16 protein-coding genes are annotated in these 18,867 nt (G+C 62.2%); 12 read left to right on the top strand and 4 right to left on the bottom strand.

Annotation, left to right across the window (positions count from 1 at the left end):
- The first annotated feature begins 20 nt into the window (after nt 1-20).
- The 5 genes from C6W55_RS05525 to C6W55_RS05505 all read left to right on the top strand — a co-directional run bounded on the left by C6W55_RS05525 (nt 21) and on the right by C6W55_RS05505 (nt 6,456).
- Nucleotides 21-653, top strand: a complete 633-nt coding sequence (locus tag C6W55_RS05525; RefSeq protein ID WP_052835810.1) for a hypothetical protein — start codon at nt 21-23, stop codon at nt 651-653.
- Nucleotides 650-3,016 carry a hypothetical protein gene (locus C6W55_RS05520; protein ID WP_286891823.1) on the top strand — a complete coding sequence of 789 codons (2,367 nt, stop codon included), beginning with the start codon at nt 650-652 and terminating at the stop codon, nt 3,014-3,016. Before C6W55_RS05525 ends, C6W55_RS05520 begins: the two co-directional genes overlap by 4 nt.
- A complete protein-coding gene (locus tag C6W55_RS05515; RefSeq protein ID WP_286891821.1) occupies nt 2,982-3,956 on the top strand; it encodes a TadE/TadG family type IV pilus assembly protein in 975 nt (324 codons plus the stop codon). The genes C6W55_RS05520 and C6W55_RS05515 overlap by 35 nt, the downstream gene beginning before the upstream one ends.
- A 77-nt stretch (nt 3,957-4,033) precedes the next feature.
- Entirely contained in the window at nt 4,034-4,606 is a 573-nt protein-coding gene (locus tag C6W55_RS05510; RefSeq protein WP_286891820.1) for an A24 family peptidase, read from the top strand.
- Nucleotides 4,607-4,659: 53 nt separating this feature from the next.
- Nucleotides 4,660-6,456 (top strand): DUF6382 and FHA domain-containing protein, encoded by a 1,797-nt coding sequence (locus C6W55_RS05505; RefSeq protein WP_286891819.1) that lies wholly within the window; start codon nt 4,660-4,662, stop codon nt 6,454-6,456.
- Nucleotides 6,457-6,469: 13 nt separating this feature from the next.
- Here C6W55_RS05505 and C6W55_RS05500 read toward each other — a convergent pair whose 3' ends face one another.
- Both C6W55_RS05500 and C6W55_RS05495 read right to left on the bottom strand, forming a co-directional pair.
- Nucleotides 6,470-7,378: a TIGR01777 family oxidoreductase gene (locus C6W55_RS05500; protein ID WP_286891818.1), complete on the bottom strand. Its 909-nt coding sequence runs from the start codon at nt 7,376-7,378 to the stop codon at nt 6,470-6,472.
- A gap of 25 nt (nt 7,379-7,403) precedes the next feature.
- The gene (locus C6W55_RS05495; protein ID WP_015253584.1) at nt 7,404-7,841 is read right to left on the bottom strand and encodes a DUF2621 domain-containing protein; all 438 of its coding nucleotides are present in this window, start codon (nt 7,839-7,841) and stop codon (nt 7,404-7,406) included.
- A gap of 215 nt (nt 7,842-8,056) precedes the next feature.
- Between C6W55_RS05495 and C6W55_RS05490 the strand changes: the two genes are divergently transcribed.
- The 7 genes from C6W55_RS05490 (at nt 8,057) to C6W55_RS05460 (ending at nt 17,092) form a co-directional block, all read left to right on the top strand.
- Entirely contained in the window at nt 8,057-9,187 is a 1,131-nt protein-coding gene (locus tag C6W55_RS05490; RefSeq protein ID WP_286891817.1) for a deoxyribonuclease IV, read from the top strand.
- Between the two features lie 66 nt (nt 9,188-9,253).
- Complete coding sequence (purU, locus tag C6W55_RS05485) at nt 9,254-10,153, top strand: formyltetrahydrofolate deformylase (protein ID WP_015253586.1); 900 nt, start codon at nt 9,254-9,256, stop codon at nt 10,151-10,153.
- Nucleotides 10,154-10,302: 149 nt separating this feature from the next.
- On the top strand, nt 10,303-12,318 hold the full coding sequence (gene tkt, locus C6W55_RS05480) for a transketolase (RefSeq protein ID WP_286891816.1): 2,016 nt from the start codon (nt 10,303-10,305) through the stop codon (nt 12,316-12,318).
- A 215-nt stretch (nt 12,319-12,533) separates the two neighbouring features.
- Nucleotides 12,534-14,327 carry a methyl-accepting chemotaxis protein gene (locus C6W55_RS05475; protein ID WP_286891815.1) on the top strand — a complete coding sequence of 598 codons (1,794 nt, stop codon included), beginning with the start codon at nt 12,534-12,536 and terminating at the stop codon, nt 14,325-14,327.
- Between the two features lie 313 nt (nt 14,328-14,640).
- Complete coding sequence (locus tag C6W55_RS05470; RefSeq protein ID WP_286891814.1) at nt 14,641-15,990, top strand: glucose-6-phosphate isomerase; 1,350 nt, start codon at nt 14,641-14,643, stop codon at nt 15,988-15,990.
- 14 nt (nt 15,991-16,004) lie between these two features.
- Nucleotides 16,005-16,631: a YigZ family protein gene (locus C6W55_RS05465; RefSeq protein ID WP_015253590.1), complete on the top strand. Its 627-nt coding sequence runs from the start codon at nt 16,005-16,007 to the stop codon at nt 16,629-16,631.
- A gap of 95 nt (nt 16,632-16,726) precedes the next feature.
- A complete protein-coding gene (locus C6W55_RS05460) occupies nt 16,727-17,092 on the top strand; it encodes a DUF4383 domain-containing protein (RefSeq protein WP_213486603.1) in 366 nt (121 codons plus the stop codon).
- 86 nt (nt 17,093-17,178) lie between these two features.
- Here C6W55_RS05460 and C6W55_RS05455 read toward each other — a convergent pair whose 3' ends face one another.
- Both C6W55_RS05455 and C6W55_RS05450 read right to left on the bottom strand, forming a co-directional pair.
- Nucleotides 17,179-18,138, bottom strand: coding sequence for an MraY family glycosyltransferase (locus C6W55_RS05455; protein WP_408646062.1), 960 nt, complete (start codon nt 18,136-18,138; stop codon nt 17,179-17,181).
- Nucleotides 18,139-18,219: 81 nt separating this feature from the next.
- Nucleotides 18,220-18,792: a GNAT family N-acetyltransferase gene (locus tag C6W55_RS05450; RefSeq protein WP_015253593.1), complete on the bottom strand. Its 573-nt coding sequence runs from the start codon at nt 18,790-18,792 to the stop codon at nt 18,220-18,222.
- Nucleotides 18,793-18,867 lie beyond the last annotated feature (75 nt).

The raw sequence follows: 18,867 nt of genomic DNA, 5'->3' as shown, positions 1-18,867 counted from the left end.
TCACGGTCGAATCAACGGTCGTGTTCCCGGCCGTGTTCCTGGCCGTGTTGGCGCTGCTGTTCGGGGCGATGATCATCCACGAGCGGGTGCTGCTCTACCACTCGGCTTCCGCCGCGGCGGAGAGAGTTGCCTTCCGCTGGGACAACAGCCATCGCGACCCGGTCACCGGCGTTGCTCCGACCGGCAGCTATGATCCGCTGTATTGGCGGTTGACGGACGACAGAATGTTGCAGTCAATCTTCAACCTGGGCGGCGATGCGTCGGAAGATGCCGTGATCGATTTGCCGGCGAACGTCGGGAGCGAAAGGCGGCAGGACGGTCTCATTACAACCAAGCTGCTGAACGGAGCGGGCCGCGTGCCGGAGAAGTACAACGGACAGGCGGCCTACCGCCGGCAGCTGGTGTTGAAGCGGGTGGCGGTGGAACTCGAGACGTTCGATATTCCGGCGGGAGCTGCACGGCTTACCGGGATAGCGGGTATTCGCGCTTCCGCTGCTGCGCCGGTGTCCGACCCCGTCGAACTGATCCGCACGGTTGATCTCGTTCGTTATTACGCGGATCGTTTCGGCATCGGCTCGGGCGGAGCGGAGCAGCGGGCGAAAGCCGGCGGCATTCTGCGGAAGCATGCTGACAAGGGGAGAGGAAGCGGATGAAACGCCGGCGGTTCAAAGGCGCGGCGCTGTGGAACAGCCGGGACGGCTCGGTCAACGTGTTTCTGATCGGCATAACGGCCGCCTTGTTCTTGTGCATGGCGGTGCTGATCGATTTCGCCCGCATCGCCGCCTTCGAACGGCTGGCGGAGTCTGCCGTCTATTCCGGCGTCCGGTCCGCATTGTCCGCGTATGACGGCACGCTGTACGAACGATACGGCCTGTTCGCGCGAGGCGGAACGGACAGCGGAGAAATTTTCAACCGTGTCGTGACGGCGGCCATGAAGCCGGAAAATACGGACCGCGGTTTGAAGCTGCTGCGGACGGACATGACTTCCGGCGAGGTGTCGCCGGGAGATACGCTGGGCCTTCACGCGGTACTCGAGCGGCAGATCCTCGAGGAAATGAAGTACAAGGCGCCGATTGATTTCACGCTTGAATTGGCGGAACGATTCCAAGTGATCTCTCCCGGCCTCAAGGAAGCCGCGCATGCGGCGGATACGATGAAGCGGCTGCAAGAGCTGTTCGACAGCCGCCAGCGCCATCTGGAGGAAGCGCTCCGGAACCAGAAAGAAGCGGCCGCGGCTGCGGCGTCCTCGGGCATGGCAGCCCTGATTCCGTACCCGTCAGGTTCGGGGGGAGGGAATACCGCCGCCGCTGCGGCAAGCGGATACGGCAATTACGTCGCATGGGTTCGGGCGGAAGCCGAGCGCAGGGCGAGGGAAGCCGAATGGCAGAGGCAGACCGAAGAATTGCTGAGGCAGTGGCAGGCCGCATGCGGAGGCGGAGCGAGCGGCACGGACAACGGATGCGCATCGCCTCCGGTCATTCCGCCGCCCGATCTCGGACCGAGCTACGCCGCCGAGATCGCGGCGTATGAACGGTCCGCAAGGGAAACGGCGGCCGGTCTGATGCAGGCGGCTCGTACGGCTGCGGACAAGCACGCACGGGCGATCGCCGCCGCCCGGCAAGCCGTTGATGCCGCCGCGGCCGACAATGAGCGGATGGCTGACATGCTGCGGACGGCTGGGCAGAGCGGAGCCGGAAACCCGGCGGCCGCGGAAGACGGGACGGGACAGGCGGCCGGCGAAATTCGTTCCATTCTGGAGGATGCGTCCCGGCTGGTGCTTGACGCGGGCTGGTTCGAAGATTACCGCCGGGAACTGGCCGTGCAGGATGCGGCCGCGGCCGGTCTGCAGCCGCAAGCCGGCCTGTTCGAATCGGCCGCCGCGCAGGCGCTCGCAAGCCCGGATACCCGGAATGCATCGGCGCTGGAGGCCGCTGTCGACAAACTGTTCCGCGGCTACCAGGCCTATGCCTCGCAGTATTCCGGTGCGGATGGCGCAGGCTCCGGCAACGTTATCGCGGCGCGCGCTCAGGCGATCGCCGAATTGAATGCCGCGGACAATCAACGGCAGGAATTCGAGCGCCAATCCGAGACGAAACGCGGCGAGGCTGCGAAATTGCTGCTGCAGATCGCGCAGCTGCCTTACGACGAGCAAGCCGCGAAGGAGTTCGAGCGGGTGCGCAAGCGCTATGAGGCAAGCCTCGCGCTCAATGAGGCATCCTCCTCGCCCGCCGACAGCTCGGATGCCGGACTGAACGATGAAAGCGGTGAATATGCGAAGAACGCGGCGGGCGAAGCGGCCGGACTGTTCGGATTGCTGGAAAGCGTAACGATGGATCTGCGGGACGAACTTTACCTGAACGAGTACGCCGCTTCGCGGTTCGAATATTTCCGCCCGCAAAATTTGTCCGGATTGATTTCGCAAAAATCATCGGGAACGGATGGTTCAGCGGGAGGTACGAACGGCGGCAGCGCAGGCAATTTGCTGGTGTCCATTTCCAGTCAGGAAGTGGAATACATTTTGTACGGCATCCACAGACCGGCGGGAAATATTGCCGCCGCCTATGGGGAGATCTTCGCCGTCCGCACCGCCATCCGCCTGATGGAAGGGCTGGTGGAGTGCCGCAAGTTCGGCCATCCGCTGGTCGTTTTTGCCGCGGCGGTGGCGTACAGTCTGGAGCATGCGCTGATGGACATGACCGAGTTGATCCATACCGGCAAAACGAAGCTGTCCAAATGGCTGAAGATCGACATTACATACCGGGACTATCTGCGCTTGTTCCTGCTCATTCACGGAGGCAAAGCGGAGAAGCTTGCCCGTGTTGCAGCGTTGATCGAGCACAGGACCGGCTACCGGCTGTCCGGGATGCCGACATCGCTGACCGGGCGCGCGGACGTGTCGGTCAATCTGTGGTTTTTGCCGGGGGTGATGAAGATGCTGGCTTCCGGCGGCATTTTACAAGGAAAGGTTGTGGGCGGCCGCTATGAGAGCACGGTGGCTGCCGGGTCGTCGTACTGAGCCGTCATCCGGCACCAGGGGAAGCGTTACGGTTGAAGCTTCGCTGATCATGCCCGTCTTCCTGATGACCTTCATCCTCCTCATCGCCATCATCCGGATGGCGATGACACAGATGGCGCTGCAGGATGCCGCGGCTCAGACCGTTCGGCTGACGGCCGCGCACATGTACCCGATTCAGCTGGCCCTCCAATCCAAAACCGGTGCGCCGGCTTCGCGACCGGAAGGCCATGCATCCGAAGGCTGGCCTGCGTCGTCCGGGCTCGGCTCTCTGGCCGCTGAACTTGCGGGCAATTTGCCGGAACCGGCGGGTCCGCTGCTTGAAGCGGCATTGCGAGGCGATTGGGATGCAGCGGGTGACATCGCGGCGGCGCCGATCGGCGAGGCCGTCTTCGGCCCGTTGATCCGTGAACTGGCGGCGGAATCGGCGCTTGATCCCGATCGCATCCGGATCACAAGGCTGTCGCTGCCCGATTTTTCGAAAAGCGGCGAGGAGCACTTCCGGGTCCGGCTGGCGTACGATTTTCCGCTGGCGCTGCCGTTCACAGGCTCGCACGTGACGCTCTCGGCGGACGCCGAAGAGCGCGTCTGGGTCGCCGATCCGGTTCCGGCGCCGACGCATCAGGATGATGAGAATGGATCGGACAGGATCGTCATCGTCTCGATCGAGCCGTCGCCGCTTCGTCCGGGCCGGAAAGCGAAGCTGACCGCGATCGGCGAGCCGAATGCGAAGCTGAGTCTGGAGGTCTGGTACAAGAGCGGAAAGAGCAAGGCGAAAAATCTGGGCGAGAAGACGGCGGACGAACACGGCATCGTGACCTGGGAGTGGCACGTATCGGGCAACACGACGCCCGGCACGTGGGAGCTTGAGGTGACTTCGGAGGGCGGCGCGAAAGCGCACAGCTTTTTCATTGTGCAGAAGGCGGGCGATGCGGGGCAGTGACGGCAGGCGCAGGCATGGAGATCTGACAAGCGCGCAGGAATGCATGGGGAAGAGAACCAACAGGCAGGGAGGGATGCATGATGTACTTCGGCGCCGCGGGAGCGGCGATTCTGCTGACGGCCGCGTTCGTCAGCGACATTCGGACGATGCGCATTCCGAACCGGCTGAATTTCGCCGCCTTGGCCGCCGGGGTGTTATTCCATATGGCGGAAAGTGTCTGGAACAGGTTGAACGATGCGGTGCCGGATGCCCGGCCCTGGCTGCTCGCCGCATTGGAAGCGGCGGGTCAGGGGCTGCTGACCGCATGCGCGGGAGCCGGGACGGGATTTGCGCTGATGCTGCTGCTGTACCGTCTGGGAGCCGTCGGCGGCGGCGACGTCAAGCTGTTCGCAGCGCTCGGAAGCTGGATCGGCGCGCAGGAGACGATCGCTTGCGCCATTTATGCCATTCTGGCGGCGGGAGCATACGGGCTGATGTGCCTGATCATCGGCAGGCGCAGAGCCGTGCACTGGAAACTGCTGCGCGAGAACGAAGCAGACTGCGGCGCAGAATTTTCGGCCGAGGCCGGGCGGAATGCGGGCGTGCGGAAATGCCGGTTTCCGTTCATGATCGCGGTGATCCCCGGGGCGATTGCGGCATGGTTATGGTGAAGACGCCCAAGATCGTAGGGAAACGGGGATGACCGGCGGGAAAGGAGTGCGAGATGGAACGGATTCAAGTCGATTTTGCCATGCAGCGCGGCCACGAAATGATCATCCGCCGTGATCCGCCATTTGCGCGCGCGGATCTGGATGAAGTGGACCTGCAAATGCTGCAGGCCGAGCGGCCGCCCGGGCTGCTCGCCGTCGATTGGTTCGAGATGGACGGAAGCGTGACGTTCCGCTACGCGATCGACGGCCGGAAATTGCTTTCGCATTGGCTGATCACCGGCTCGTTCGGGATGAATGAATATATCAGCCTTATGCTGGGCATCGTCGAAGCGCTGGACAACTGCGGGCACTACCTGCTCCGGGAGTCGTGCTGCCTGCTGGAAGAGAAGTTTCTGTTTATCGGCGGCGATTGGCGCGATGTTGCGCTGACGTATATCCCGCTCCGCGAACCGCACGCGAAGAAGCCGATTCGGGAAGAACTGCTCGGCCTTGCGGTCAGACTCATGGGCAAAGTGGAGCGTGTGGACGGGGAAGTCGTGCAGACCATGCTCCGTCTGCTGGATGACCCGCCTGCTTCCTGGTCCAAATTGCGCGTCGGTTTGCTTCAGCTGCTGGTTTCGGAGCCGCGGGGCGCGTCCGGTTCACCGAATGCGGACAACCCGCGGGCAACCCCATATGCACATCCGGCCTCAAGCCTGATGAAACCGGAGAACAGCGCGCCGCACGTTGCGGAACGGTCGGATTGCCCGCAGGCCCCGGGGGCTGTCCATGCGCCGGATCATGCGGATAACCGGACCGGTGAAGTCATTGAATGGCACGCGACGGCGGATGACGGGGAACAGCCGGACGGACCGGCGAAGAACCGGTTTGACCTGCTCGGCAAGATCATCAGACGCGAAGAACCGGCGGATACCCCGCCACCGGAGACGTCGATGTTTGACGACCGGGAATGGCCCGGGACGACGGGCCGCATCCGCGACGCGGGAAGGGCGCGCTGGTTGTCGGCGTCCGGCGCCATACTGGCTGTCGCGCTGATCTGGCGGTACATCTATCTGCCGTCGCCGGGCACGGACCGCCTGCTGATCAGCCTGGGCGCCACGCTGCTTGCCGCGGGCGGGCTGTTCCTGCTGTGGCAGCGGCTGGCGGCCAGAAATCACGGGCCGCTTGATGACTCGCCATCCGCCGGCGCATCCGGCGGCATCGGCGATCCGGAAGCCTGGCGGCCGGATGCGGAATCCGGCGGCCGATCGGATGACGCCGGGATCCGGAACGATGCCGCCGAACTGCGGTTTCCCTGGCTGGCGGATTTTGCGCGGGACAATCATCAGGCATCGGATGCTGCGTTTGCGGTTCATGCGGCAACCGGAGGATCGGGTACGTCCGGAGGCATTGGAGCGGGAATGTTTTCCCGCTTGCCGGAAGGCATGGAAGCGGAGGGAAGCCCGGGAATGATCGGCGTCGGAACGGCGGACGAAGAAACGGGGCTGCTGGCGGATGAGACCGTCCTGCTCCATCAGGACGGGCGGGAACGTCAGGGCGGCAAGTTCTGGCTGGTGCGCGAGCATGAAGGGCAGCATCGGCGCATCCCCGTCGAGCCCGGCATTACGGTCATCGGCCGTTCGGAAACGCATGCCGGGATCGTCGACACGGCGGAAGGCGTATCGCGCACGCATCTGGAGATCGAGTGCGACGGTACCGACGTGAAAATAAAAGATCTCGCCTCGCGCAACGGAACGCTGCTCGGCGGCGAGATCATGGTGCCGTACAAGGAATACCTGCTGCAAGACGGCGGTGCGTTTCGGCTTGCCGGACCGGACGGGCCGAAATATACGCTGCGGAAGAGCGGTTGATGCCGGGCATTTTTTACTTTCTTACAATGTGGCCGAGCAGATGCCGCACCGCTTCGTCGATGGTCGGGTAGCGGAAGGTGAAGCCCGCTTCCAGCGCCGCGGCCGGCAGCGCCCGCTGCCCTTCGAGCAGGAGCACGGCCATCTCGCCGAACAGAAGGCGCATCAGAAACGCGGGCACCGGGAACCAGTGCGGCCGGCGAAGCGCCGCGGCGACCGCCCGGCCGAACCGGTCGTTCGTCACCGGTTCCGGCGCCGATCCGTTGATCGGCCCCGATACATGCTCGTTGTCGAGGCAGAACAGGATGAGCCGCGTCATGTCCTCGATATGGATCCAGGAAATCCACTGGCGGCCGCTGCCGACCCTGCCGCCGACGAACAGCCGGTACGGCAGCGCCATCAGCGGGAAAGCGCCGCCATCCGCGCCCAGGACAAGGCCGACGCGCAGCTTGACGAGCCGCCGTGCGGGAATCCGGTCCGCCGCTTCCTCCCATTCCTTCGTGACGGCGGACAGGAAGTCGGTCACCCGGCCCGGGCTCCGCTCGTCGTACGTGTCCGTCTCGGACATGCCGTAATACGAGATGCCGGACGCGTTCACGACGACCGGCTTGTCCCGCATGGCGCGCACCCATCCCGCCACGGCGTCAGCCGCGTCAATCCGCGACCGAAGCACCCGGTCTTTCGCGGCCTGCGTCCACCGTTGATTGATGGTCTCCCCCGCCAGGTTGACGATGGCGTCCGTTCCTTCCAGCAAATCAGGCCGTTCAGTCAATTCATCCCATGTCGATTCCGTCAGATTCGGGTGACAGAGCTTGAGCCGTCCCCGCTTCCGGGTCACCACCCGGACTTCGTCTCCCCGTTCAAGCAGCGCCCGAACGAGCGCACCGCCAATGAAACCGGTGCCGCCGGTAACCGCCACGCGCATGCCCGACGCCTCCCCCGAGCGATCTTCAGGATTTCAACAAATGCCGGTACGGACTGTAATCAATGCCGTGCTTGTCGAGGAACGAGATCAGGCTGCGGTAGTCGCGCCTGGGCGTCGCCTTGATGTAGCCTTCGATGCAGTGTTCCCGCGTCACTTCGGAAGCGCCGCTCTCGACGGCGATCTTGCCGATCTCCGCGGCGATGGAATGTTTCGCAATGTCCCGGAACGGTTTCGGCACCGGCGATACGAGCAGATCGAGGAATGCCTTCGACTCTTCCGTCCACAGCGGCCGGCTCTTCTCGACCCAGTAATTCTGCCAGTCGAGCTTCGACATGCCGTCCTGCTTCGGCATGATCTTGAGGAATTTGCGGAACATGAAGTAGCCGCCGATCGCCATGGAGACGACCAGAACGACCGCCCAGAATAAGATGAAATACATGAACCCGTTATGGACATTGCCCATCTTGATCCGTCACCTCTCCCGATCATTATACCGCACCGGCCGGCGATTTTCGAACAACGATTCCTTGAACGGCCGGTCCGGTTGCCGGGGATTCCAGCCGGGGCTCGGGTAAGCCTTGCGCCTCACATTGCCAACGGGGTCCCGCGCGGCTTGTCTTTCAAGCGCCGGCCGATTCTGTTAGAATAGTAGGAAATGTGCTGTCGGGAGGGGTAAAGGTGCTCAAGATCGGTTCGCATGTGTCTTTTTCGGACAAGGGGCTTGTGACGGCGACCGAGGAAGCGGTGTCGTACGGCTCCAGTTCGTTCATGATCTATACAGGCGCGCCTCAGAATACGCGGCGGAAGCCGATTGAAGATCTGTACATCGAAGAGGGCAAGGCGCTCATGAAGGAGAGCGGCATCGACGAGATCGTCGTGCATGCGCCGTATATCATCAATCTGGGCTCGTACAAGGACGACACGTTCGAGCTGGCGGTCCGTTTTCTGCAGGAGGAGATCCGCCGCACGCACGCGATCGGCGTCGATCATATCGTGCTGCACCCGGGCGCGTACACGGACAAGGACCCCGAATACGGCATCGCCCGGATCGCGGAAGGTCTGAATGAAGTGCTGGCCGGGACGGAAGGGCTGAACGTGAAGATCGCGCTCGAAACGATGGCCGGCAAAGGGACCGAAATCGGCCGCACGTTCGAGGAGATCGCCGCCATCATCGACAAGGTGAAGGACAACGACCGGCTGTCGGTCTGCATGGACACGTGCCACATGCACGACGCCGGTTACGACATCGTGGGCGATCTCGACGGCGTGCTGCGCGAGTTCGATCGTGTCGTCGGGCTGGACCGCGTGGCCGTCGTCCACATCAACGACTCCAAAAACCCGCGCGGCGCGGCGAAAGACCGCCATGCGCCGGTCGGCGCCGGCTACCTCGGCTACGAGGCGATCAAGCGGGTCGTCCATCACGAGCTGCTCAAGGGACGGCCGTTCATCCTCGAGACGCCGTGGATCGGCAAGGACAGCAAGAAGGCCCGGCCGATGTACGAAGCCGAGATCGCGCTGCTGCGCGGTGACGCGAGAGAGCGCTTCGGCGAGGACTTCTTCGATCATGTGGAGCGGCTGCACCATTTCTTCGACAAGGAAGCGATCGAGGGGCGGACGTACGTGCTCTCGGTCTGGGAGACGCTGAAGAACGATGCCAAGGCGAAGAAAGCCGATCCGCGCGAACCGATGGACCGGCTGTATGACCTGGTGATCGAGAACCGGGTGCTGCCGGAAGATCTGACGGAGGAAGCGGTGAACCACCGGCTGACCGCCTGGTTCGCCGGCAAGCAGCTTCTGAAGGAAGCGTGACAGCCTGAAGCGCCTTTAAGCCCCGACCCGGCTTCATGACCATACGAACGGAAGGAAGTACAAAGCATGCAGCAGAATGTCTACAAGCCTCAACATCCGATTGAAAGGAGCGCCAACCGGGCGCGGATGCTGATCTCGTGCCCGGACCGTCCGGGCATCGTCGCCGCCGTGTCGCAGTTCCTGTACGAGCACGGCGCGAATATCGTATCGTCGGACCAATACACGATGAATCCGGACGGCGGCATGTTCTTCATCCGCTTCGAGTTCGACCTCCAGGATCTGGACCGGGAGCTGCCGAAGCTGCAGGAAGATTTCGTCCGCGTGGCCGACCGGTTCGAGATGAAATGGCACATCTTCCGGGCGAGCCGGAAGAAGCGGATCGCGATCTTCGTCTCGAAGGAAGACCACTGCCTGCTGGAGCTGCTCTGGCAATGGCAGGCCGGCGATCTGGACGCCGAGATCGCGATGGTGATCAGCAACCATCCGGACATGCGCCAGCTCGTCGAATCGTTCGGCATTCCGTACCACCATATCCCGGTCACCCCGGAGACGAAAGCCGAAGCCGAGCGGCTGCAGCTCGAGAAAGTGCACGAGGGCAAGGTCGATCTGATCGTGCTCGCGCGCTACATGCAGATCATTACGCCGCGGTTCATCGAGTACTTCCCGAATCGGATCATCAATATTCACCATTCGTTCCTGCCGGCGTTCGTCGGAGGAAAGCCGTACCAGCAAGCTTATGACCGCGGGGTAAAAATCATCGGCGCCACGGCCCACTATGTGACGGAGGAGCTCGACGGCGGTCCGATCATCGAGCAGGACGTGCAGCGGGTGTCGCACCGCGACGACGTCGCCAGTCTGAAGCGGATCGGCCGGAACATCGAGCGGACGGTGCTCGCCCGCGCGGTGAAATGGCATCTCGAGGACCGCATCATCGTATTCCAGAACAAGACGGTCGTGTTCAACTGATGGCCGCGTGCCCGGCGCACCGCCAATGGTGAAAGTGGAAAACCGACTGGGCAAATGATACAATATTTGAAAATTGTTCTGAGAAAACGCTGCCGCCCGCACGTTTCGGGAGCGCCGCGGCACACGGAAGAGACATGGGAGGAAACGCAATGTCGGTTACGCAGAAATCCATCGATCAATTGTCGATTGACACGATCCGCACACTGGCGATCGACGCGATCGAGAAGGCGAAGTCCGGGCATCCGGGCATGCCCATGGGCGCCGCTCCGATGGGTTATCAACTGTTCGCCCGCACGATGAAGCACAACCCGTCCAATCCGTCCTGGATCAACCGCGACCGGTTCGTGCTGTCGGCCGGCCACGGTTCCATGCTGCTCTATGCGCTGCTTCATCTGTCCGGTTATGATCTTCCGCTCGAGGAAATCAAGAATTTCCGCCAATGGGGCTCGAAGACGCCGGGGCACCCGGAATACGGCCATACGCCGGGCGTCGACGCGACGACCGGTCCGCTCGGTCAGGGCATCGGCATGGCCGTCGGCATGGCGATGGCCGAAGCGCAGCTGGCGGCGACGTACAACCGCGAAGGCTATCCGGTCATTGACCATTACACCTATGCGATCTGCGGCGACGGCGACCTGATGGAAGGCGTCGCGAGCGAGGCGGCTTCGCTTGCCGGCCACCTGAAGCTGGGCAAGCTGATCGTGCTGTACGACTCGAACGACATCTCGCTGGACGGCGAGCTGAATCTGGCGTTCTCCGAGAACGTGGCGCAGCGTTTCGAAGCTTACGGCTGGCAGGTGCTGCGCGTCGAGGACGGCAACGATCTGGCGGCGCTGGCGAAGGCAATCGAGGCGGCGCAGGCCGAGAAGTCGAAACCGACGCTGATCGAAGTGAAGACGGTCATCGGCTACGGCAGCCCGAACAAGGCGGGCAAAGGCGGCCACGGCGGCCCGCACGGTTCGCCGCTCGGTCCGGATGAAGCGAAGCTGACGAAGCAATTCTACGGCTGGGACCCGGAATCGGAGTTCCATGTGCCGCAGGAAGTGCGCGACCATTTCGCGCAGGTGAAGGCGCGCGGCGAGCAGGCGAACGCGGAGTGGAACAAGCTCGTCGAAGCGTACAAGGCGGCGCATCCGGAGCTCGGCAAGCAGTTCGAGCAGGCTGCCGCCGGCGAACTGCCGGATGGCTGGGACGCCGATCTGCCGGTCTATGACGGCAGCAAGGCGGTCTCGACGCGCGTCGCTTCCGGCGAAGCGCTCAACGCGCTGGCGAAGCGCGTGCCGAATCTGGTCGGCGGTTCGGCCGACCTCGAAAGCTCGACGATGACGCACCTGAAAGGACTGCCGGTTTACAAGCCGGGCAGCTACGACGGACGCAACATTTACTTCGGCGTGCGCGAGTTCGCCATGGCGGCCGCGATGAACGGCATCGCGCTGCACGGCGGCCTGAAAGTGTACGGCGGCACCTTCTTCGTGTTCACGGACTATCTCCGTCCGGCCGTCCGACTGGCGGCATTGATGAAGCTGCCGGTCGTCTATGTCCTGACGCACGACAGCATCGCGGTCGGCGAAGACGGGCCGACCCACGAGCCGATCGAGCAGCTCGCCTCGATCCGGGTCATTCCGGATCTTACGGTCATCCGTCCGGCCGATGCGAACGAAACGGCCGCCGCATGGCGCTACGCGGTCAAGAACCGGTCGAATCCGGTGGCGCTGGTGCTGACCCGCCAGAACCTGCCGATCATCGAAGGCACGGCCGAGCTGGCGCGCACGGGCGTCGAGCGCGGCGCTTACGTCATCTGCGACGCGCCGAACGGCAAGCCGGCCGCGCAGATCATCGCGACGGGTTCCGAAGTGCAGCTCGCGGTCGCGGCGGCGAAGGCGCTGGCCGAAGAAGGGATCGGCGTCCGCGTGATCAGCATGCCGAGCTGGGATCTGTTCGACAAGCAGGACCAGGCGTACCGCGATTTCGTGCTGCTGCCGGACGTGAAGGCGCGCCTCGCGGTCGAGATGGCGCATCCGTTCGGCTGGGAGCGCTATGTCGGCGAGAAGGGTGCGGTGCTCGGCATCAGCACGTTCGGCGCTTCGGCGCCGGGCGACCGGCTCATCCGGGAGTTCGGCTTCACGGTCGAAAACGTCGTCGCCAAGGTGAAGGCGCTCCTCTAAGCCGTGAACATCCCCGATATCGATCGAAAGTCCCGCTTGAAGCGGGGCTTTTTTACTTGTCTCATTTAACAATTCCTCAGATTTCATACGATTTTTTTACACTATCCTACGATTTTCATACAAAATCTTGATTTCTGCGCCCGCCGATCCGATAAAAAAGTCGTATAACGCGTGAATTACAACCGTCGATAACGATAGGCAGGAGGATTTCAAGGATGGCAAAAAAATTCGACGGAACTGCAGACGAAACAGCAACGAAAGTCCGCGGCAAGGTAAAGTTCCCGCAACTGTTGAAGCTCAGTTTTCTCAGAAATGTGAGCGTCCGCCACAAGCTGACGGTCATTCTGGTGTCAAGCACGATCTTCATGTTGTGCATCGGTTTGGCGGGATTCATCACCATGACGCTCATGAATGCCCAGATCGAGAAACTGGCGTCGGACAACATCAAGACGATCGATTTGGCGAACGAAGCGGCGATCATCGGTCAAGCCATCGAGGTAGATTCCTACCAGTATCTGATGGCGACGAACGAAGATGCCCGGGAGATTGCATACGGAAAGGTAAGGGAACACAGCAAACGTTTCAGAGAAGTCATGGATGAGCTGAAGTCGACGGAAGTCGGCAAGGCGGAGAGCGATCGGATCGAGCGGATCGAGGCGATTGATCTCCAGTATTCGAATCGCCGCACGACAGCCGAGCAACTGGCGTCGAGCGGCCAACAGGCTTCGGCGATCGCGTATTTCAACCGCGAGGCTTCCTCGCTGCTGGAGCAGAAGAACCAGCTGCTGAGCGAGATTTCGGACATCAGCACGGAGCAAGCGGTCCAGGCGAACAGGGACATTCAGCACAGAATGAATATTGCGATCATTATTATGATCGTGATCATTTTGCTTGGTCTGCTCATCAACGGCGGGCTCATGCTGCGGGTATCGAGCCTGATCACGAAGCCGATGTCGGAACTGCGGAAACTGATGGCCGACGCCGCCGACGGGGATTTGAGCGGTCGCATCGCGCTCGATTCGCGGGATGAGCTCGGCCAGCTGTCCGCTTCCTTCAACAAGATGATGGACGATATGAGCGACGTCATCCGCCGCATCGGCGATACGTCGGTGCAGCTTGCCGCATCTTCGCAGCAGTTGACCGCCAGCGCCGAGCAGACGGGCAAGGCGAGCGAAGTCATCGCTACGTCGATGCAGGAGGTTGCCTCCGGCATGGGCCGCCAGGCGGAGCAGGTGGCGGGCGGACTCGAAGCGACCAGGCGGATCAATGAACAGGCATCGGATGTCTCGGGCAAAACGCAGGCGGCGGCGGACAGCGCGCTTGAAACGTCGGACATTGCGCGGGACGGCAGCCGCACGATGCAGCAGGCGTCCGCGTCGATGGATGAAATCCAGCAATCCGTGGAGCAGCTCTCCGCGTCGATCCGTCTGCTTGAACAACAATCCGGGCAAATTGAGAAAATTGCGCGCGCCATCTCCGATATTGCCGGACAGACGAACCTGCTGGCGCTCAACGCATCCATCGAAGCGGCCAGAGCGGGCGAGCACGGCCGCGGCTTCTCGGTGGTCGCCTCCGAGGTGCGCAAGCTGGCGGAACAATCGCTTGAGGCCGCGAAGAGCGTACAACGCATCATCGCGGATGTGCAGGAGCATATGCAGCAAGCCGTGCAGTCGATGGATCTGACGAAAGAACGCGTGGACGAGGGACGGGCGGCCGTCGTAAGAGCGGACCAATCGTTCGGACAGATCGAAGAAGCGGTTGCCCGGCTTGCCGAGCAGATGCGGACCGCAACGCTCGCCGCGCAGTCGATGGCGGAAGGCGCGGACCAGATCGAGAAAATGATCACGGAACTGCACAACATCAGCGATTCCACCCAATCGGAGACCGAGCAGGTGTCCGCGGCGACGGAGGAGCAGCTCGCGACGATGGAAGAAATGTCCGCTTCGTCCCAGCATCTGGCCCACCTGGCGCAGGAAATGGAGATGCTGATCAGCAAGTTCCGGCGGTAATGCCCGGCGAATGCCGGCACGCAAAGCTGACAGGCCCCGGTGAGGGGAGGAACGGCCCGCGTTCCTTGCCCGTCCGGGGCTTCATTTGTGCTGCCGCGCTCCCCGCGCGGGCTGCGGGATCGTCCGGCGATCATAAACCGTGCCTATATCACGCCGCAAAAACGGTAATGCCTCCCGGGAAGGCAGGCGTGACCGTTTTCCTTGAGTTCGGTTGTAAAATCCAGTATTCTAGTGGTTAGGTTTTGGTTGCAGGGACAGGCGGCCGATCCGGCATCGGCTGCCATTATCCAGACGGAATCGGGAGGAAAAGGAAATGTCGAAAGCCGTAACATTCGATTATTCGAAAGCGCTGCCGTTCGTCGGCCAGCATGAGATCGATTACCTGGCAGACGCCGTCAGACTGGCGCACGACCAGCTTCATAACGGGACCGGCGCGGGCAGCGATTTCCTGGGCTGGATCAATCTGCCCGTCAATTACGACAAGGAAGAATTCGCGCGGATTCAGGCGGCCGCGGCGCGCATCCGGGAAAATTCCGACGTGCTCGTCGTGATCGGCATCGGCGGATCGTATCTCGGCGCGCGGGCCGCGATCGAGATGCTGTCGCATTCCTTCTACAACATGCTGCCGGCTGACAAGCGCCAGGGGCCGCAGGTGCTGTTCGCGGGCAACAACATCAGCTCGACCTATGTCGCCCACCTGCTGCAATTGCTTGAAGGCAAGGACTGGTCGATCAACGTCATCTCGAAGTCCGGCACGACAACCGAACCGGCGATCGCTTTCCGCATTTTCCGCGAGAAACTGGAGCAGAAATACGGCAAGGAAGAAGCGCGCAAACGGATCTACGCGACGACCGACCGGGCGAAGGGCGCGCTCAAGAAACTGGCCGACGCGGAAGGTTACGAGACGTTCGTCATTCCGGACGATGTCGGCGGACGCTATTCCGTGCTGACGGCCGTCGGTCTCCTGCCGATCGCCGTGGCGGGCATCGACATTGCCGCGATGATGCAGGGCGCAGCCGACGCGTCGCGCGAATACGCGAATCCGGACCTGCGCGAGAACGGCGCTTATCAATACGCGGCTGTCCGCAACGCGCTGTACCGCAAAGGCAAGACGACGGAAATTCTCGTCAACTACGAACCGAACCTGCACTATTTCTCCGAATGGTGGAAGCAGCTTTACGGCGAGAGCGAAGGGAAGGACAACAAGGGCATCTATCCGGCGTCGGTCGATTTCTCGACGGACCTGCACTCGATGGGCCAATTCATCCAGGAGGGCTCGCGCAACCTGTTCGAGACGGTCATCCAGGTGGCGGAAGTGCCCGAGCATATCACCATCAACAGCGATCCGGAGGATCTGGACGGCTTGAACTTCCTCGCCGGCAAGACGATGGATTTCGTGAACAAGAAGGCGTTCGAAGGGACGCTGCTCGCCCATACGGACGGCGGCGTGCCCAATCTGGTCGTCACGATCAAGGACATGACCCCGTACACGTTCGGGTATCTCGTCTATTTCTTCGAGAAAGCATGCGGCATCAGCGGCTATCTGCTGGGCGTCAATCCGTTCGACCAGCCGGGCGTCGAGGCGTACAAGAAGAATATGTTCGCGCTGCTGGGCAAGCCGGGCTACGAGAAGGAGAAGGCAGCCCTCGAAGCGCGCCTGTAAGCGGGAGATCGACTGTGCTGGCGCGTTACCGTACGCTCCGCCGCGAAGGCGAGCGGGAGATTGTCATCAAGAAATCGCGGTTCATCGGATACGGCAAGCCGGTAACGTCGGAAGAAGAAGCGGTCGCCTTCGTTGAAGCGATCCGCAAGAAGCATTGGGACGCGACGCACAACTGCTACGCCTACGTCATCGGCGAACGGGACGAGATCCAGAAATCGTCGGACGACGGCGAACCGAGCGGCACGGCCGGCCGGCCGATTCTCGAAGTGATCAAGGCGCAGCAGCTTAAAGATACGGCGATCGTCGTCACCCGCTATTTCGGCGGCATCATGCTCGGCGCCGGCGGTTTGATCCGCGCCTATACCGAAGGCGCCGTGCAGGCGATCGAGGCGTCGGAGCCGATCGAGCGGGTGCTGCGCCGGAAGGTGTCGGTCGAAGTCGACTATACATGGTACGGCAAGATCGAGAACGAGCTGCGCAGCCGGGGCTGGCATGTCGGCGACACGGTGTTCACGGACCGCGTCACCGTCGTCTGCCTGCCGGAGGATGGCGAAGCGGAGCGGTTCATCGCATGGATGACTGATCTGACGCAAGGACGGGCGACCATCACGCCCGGCGAAGCCGAATATTACGATTTCTGAGCGGAGGGCGGCCCGGCAGGGCCGCCCGAGGCATGTTTCACCCGTCCCCCGCATAGTGTTCTATGGAAGACCAAGGGGATGGGGAGGGATGCGGGATGGCGGTCAGACGATTCGCCGCATTGACCGGACTGGTATTCCTGCTGCTCGGGTTGTACGGTTTCATCGATCCGGACGGGTTCGGTCTGTTCCATCTGGGCGCGGCGCACAACGTCATTCATCTGATTGTCGGGCTGCTCGGCCTTGCGGCGTCGTCCGGCGAAGGGTATGCGTATCGTTATTCGCAGGTCATCGGCATCTTCTATCTGCTGCTCGCGGTGCTCGGCGTGTTCACCGGCGATCTGTTCGGTCTGATGCACGTCGGCCTTGCGGATAACGCGCTGCATTTCGTCGTCGGCGCAATCGCGCTGTACTTCGGCTTTGTCATCTCGGAATCGGCGCAAGAGGCAAGATCCTACCGCTGATCCAGGATGAAAAAAGGCTGTTTCCGACGGACCGGGCACTTCCGGTGCCCGCGGCGGAAACAGCCTTTTTCTGCCCCATGTGATACTCAAGCCTCTACCAGCAGCAGAATGATGGATGACAGGCCGAGGCAGAGGCTCAGCAAGCCGAGCAGCGCCAGCGCCTGCCGATTGTTGTATCCGGCCCGCAGCAGCCGATAATGGACCTGGCTGGCATCCGCCTGATAGATCGGCTTGCCCTGGATGAGCCGCTTGAATACGACGAACAGGTTGTCGAAGATCGGCACGCCGAGCGCAAGAATCGGAATGAACAGCGACAGCAGCGTCGCCTGCTTGAACACGCCGTCGAGCGCGATGACGGACAGCACGAAGCCGAGGAAAGTCGCGCCGGCGTCGCCCATGAAAATTTTGGCCGGGGGCTTGTTGTATTTCAGATAAGCAATGGCCGCGGCGAGCAGGATGATTGCCATCATCGCCGAATGGCTCTGCCCCTTCACGAGGGCGACGATGAACAGCGTGCCGGCGGAAATGGCGGACAGCGTGCCGGCCAGCCCGTCCATGCCGTCCGAGAAATTGATGACGGTCGTCACGCCGAAGATCCACAGAATCGTCAGCACGCACTGCAGCCATCCGGGCAGCAGCACATAGTCGTCGATCAGCGGATTGTAGAAGCCGGAAAATTCGATGCCCGACAGATAGACGAGCACGGCGGCCGCTATCTGGACAAGCGCTTTCGGCAGCGAGGGGAAATCGCGGCCCTGGGTTTTGTACCAGTCGTCGATGGTTCCGATGACAAGCAGCAACGCGCCGCCGGCGAGCACGGCCATGGTCTCGTAGCCGTTCCACTCGGCCAGCATAAGATAGGCGGTGGCGAAGCCGAGATAAATGGCGTAGCTGGCGGTGAGCGGAATCGGCTCGCGGTGCAGCTTCCGCTCGACCCCTTCCCGCGGTTTGTCCACGAAGTCGAGCCGGAACGCAAGCCGCCCGAGCGGCGGAATCAGCAGATAGACGACGGCGAATGAGACCAGAAATGCGAGTATGTATAGCACTGTGCCCAATCATCTCCGGTAAAAAAAATAATCCCGACAGTATAGACGACTGTCGGGATGGAAAAGTTTCGCTATTTTGCGTCAATATCCGATGTGCCTTGCCAGCCGGCTCATTTCCAGCCATTGCGATGCCAGCATGGCGTAGATGGCCACGTCCGCGTAGCGGTCGCCCAGCCGTTTCGCCTGGCGCGCGATCCCTTCGAGCTTGAAACCGAGGCGCTCCGGCACGGCCCTGCCGCGGGCGTTGTCCACGGCCGTGCGGATCTCCAGCCGGTTCAACTCGGCCTTCTCGAATGCCCATCCGGTGAGCACCTCGCAGGCTCGCGTCATGCGGCCGCGTCCGCCGGCGGCCGGGGCGAGCCAAAATCCGAGTCGTCCGCAGCGGTCCGCCGAATCGAGATGCGAAAGCTCCACGACGCCCATCAGTTTGCCGTCCGTGAACAGTCCGAATCCTGCGGCTTCGTCGTCCTTCCATTGCGTGTCCAGACGCCGGATGAACGTCAGGGAATCGAGGGGCGACCGGACGCCTGCCGGCCAGGCGAACCATTGCGACAGCCATTCCCTGTGGACCTCGATGAGCCGAAACAATTCGTCCGCATGCTCCGCGGACAGCTGCACCAATTCCGTCTGTTCGTCGACCGTGAATCTGGCCATGGGAAGCACCTCCGCGTGGAATTGTGGAAGCGTTTTCTCTCCGGCGTAAAAAGTATGGCGGCACATCTTCCGCTT

Source organism: Thermobacillus sp., from assembly GCF_003390775.1.
Taxonomy (GTDB): domain Bacteria; phylum Bacillota; class Bacilli; order Paenibacillales; family Paenibacillaceae; genus Thermobacillus; species Thermobacillus xylanilyticus.
The sequence above is the reverse complement of the archived record's forward strand: the minus strand, read 5'-3'. Positions and strand labels throughout refer to the sequence as shown.

Excerpts from the sequence above, each read along its gene's own strand:
- C6W55_RS05520 (WP_286891823.1), top strand. The coding sequence starts at position 650 with ATGAAACGCCGGCGGTTCAAAGGCGCGGCGCTGTGGAACAGCCGGGAC.
- C6W55_RS05460 (WP_213486603.1), top strand. The coding sequence starts at position 16,727 with ATGGCGGTCAGACGATTCGCCGCATTGACCGGACTGGTATTCCTGCTG.
- C6W55_RS05470 (WP_286891814.1), top strand. The coding sequence starts at position 14,641 with ATGTCGAAAGCCGTAACATTCGATTATTCGAAAGCGCTGCCGTTCGTC.
- C6W55_RS05505 (WP_286891819.1), top strand. The coding sequence starts at position 4,660 with ATGGAACGGATTCAAGTCGATTTTGCCATGCAGCGCGGCCACGAAATG.
- C6W55_RS05510 (WP_286891820.1), top strand. The coding sequence starts at position 4,034 with ATGATGTACTTCGGCGCCGCGGGAGCGGCGATTCTGCTGACGGCCGCG.
- C6W55_RS05475 (WP_286891815.1), top strand. The coding sequence starts at position 12,534 with ATGGCAAAAAAATTCGACGGAACTGCAGACGAAACAGCAACGAAAGTC.
- C6W55_RS05500 (WP_286891818.1), bottom strand. The coding sequence starts at position 7,378 with ATGCGCGTGGCGGTTACCGGCGGCACCGGTTTCATTGGCGGTGCGCTC.
- C6W55_RS05495 (WP_015253584.1), bottom strand. The coding sequence starts at position 7,841 with ATGGGCAATGTCCATAACGGGTTCATGTATTTCATCTTATTCTGGGCG.
- tkt (WP_286891816.1), top strand. The coding sequence starts at position 10,303 with ATGTCGGTTACGCAGAAATCCATCGATCAATTGTCGATTGACACGATC.
- purU (WP_015253586.1), top strand. The coding sequence starts at position 9,254 with ATGCAGCAGAATGTCTACAAGCCTCAACATCCGATTGAAAGGAGCGCC.
- C6W55_RS05515 (WP_286891821.1), top strand. The coding sequence starts at position 2,982 with ATGAGAGCACGGTGGCTGCCGGGTCGTCGTACTGAGCCGTCATCCGGC.
- C6W55_RS05450 (WP_015253593.1), bottom strand. The coding sequence starts at position 18,792 with ATGGCCAGATTCACGGTCGACGAACAGACGGAATTGGTGCAGCTGTCC.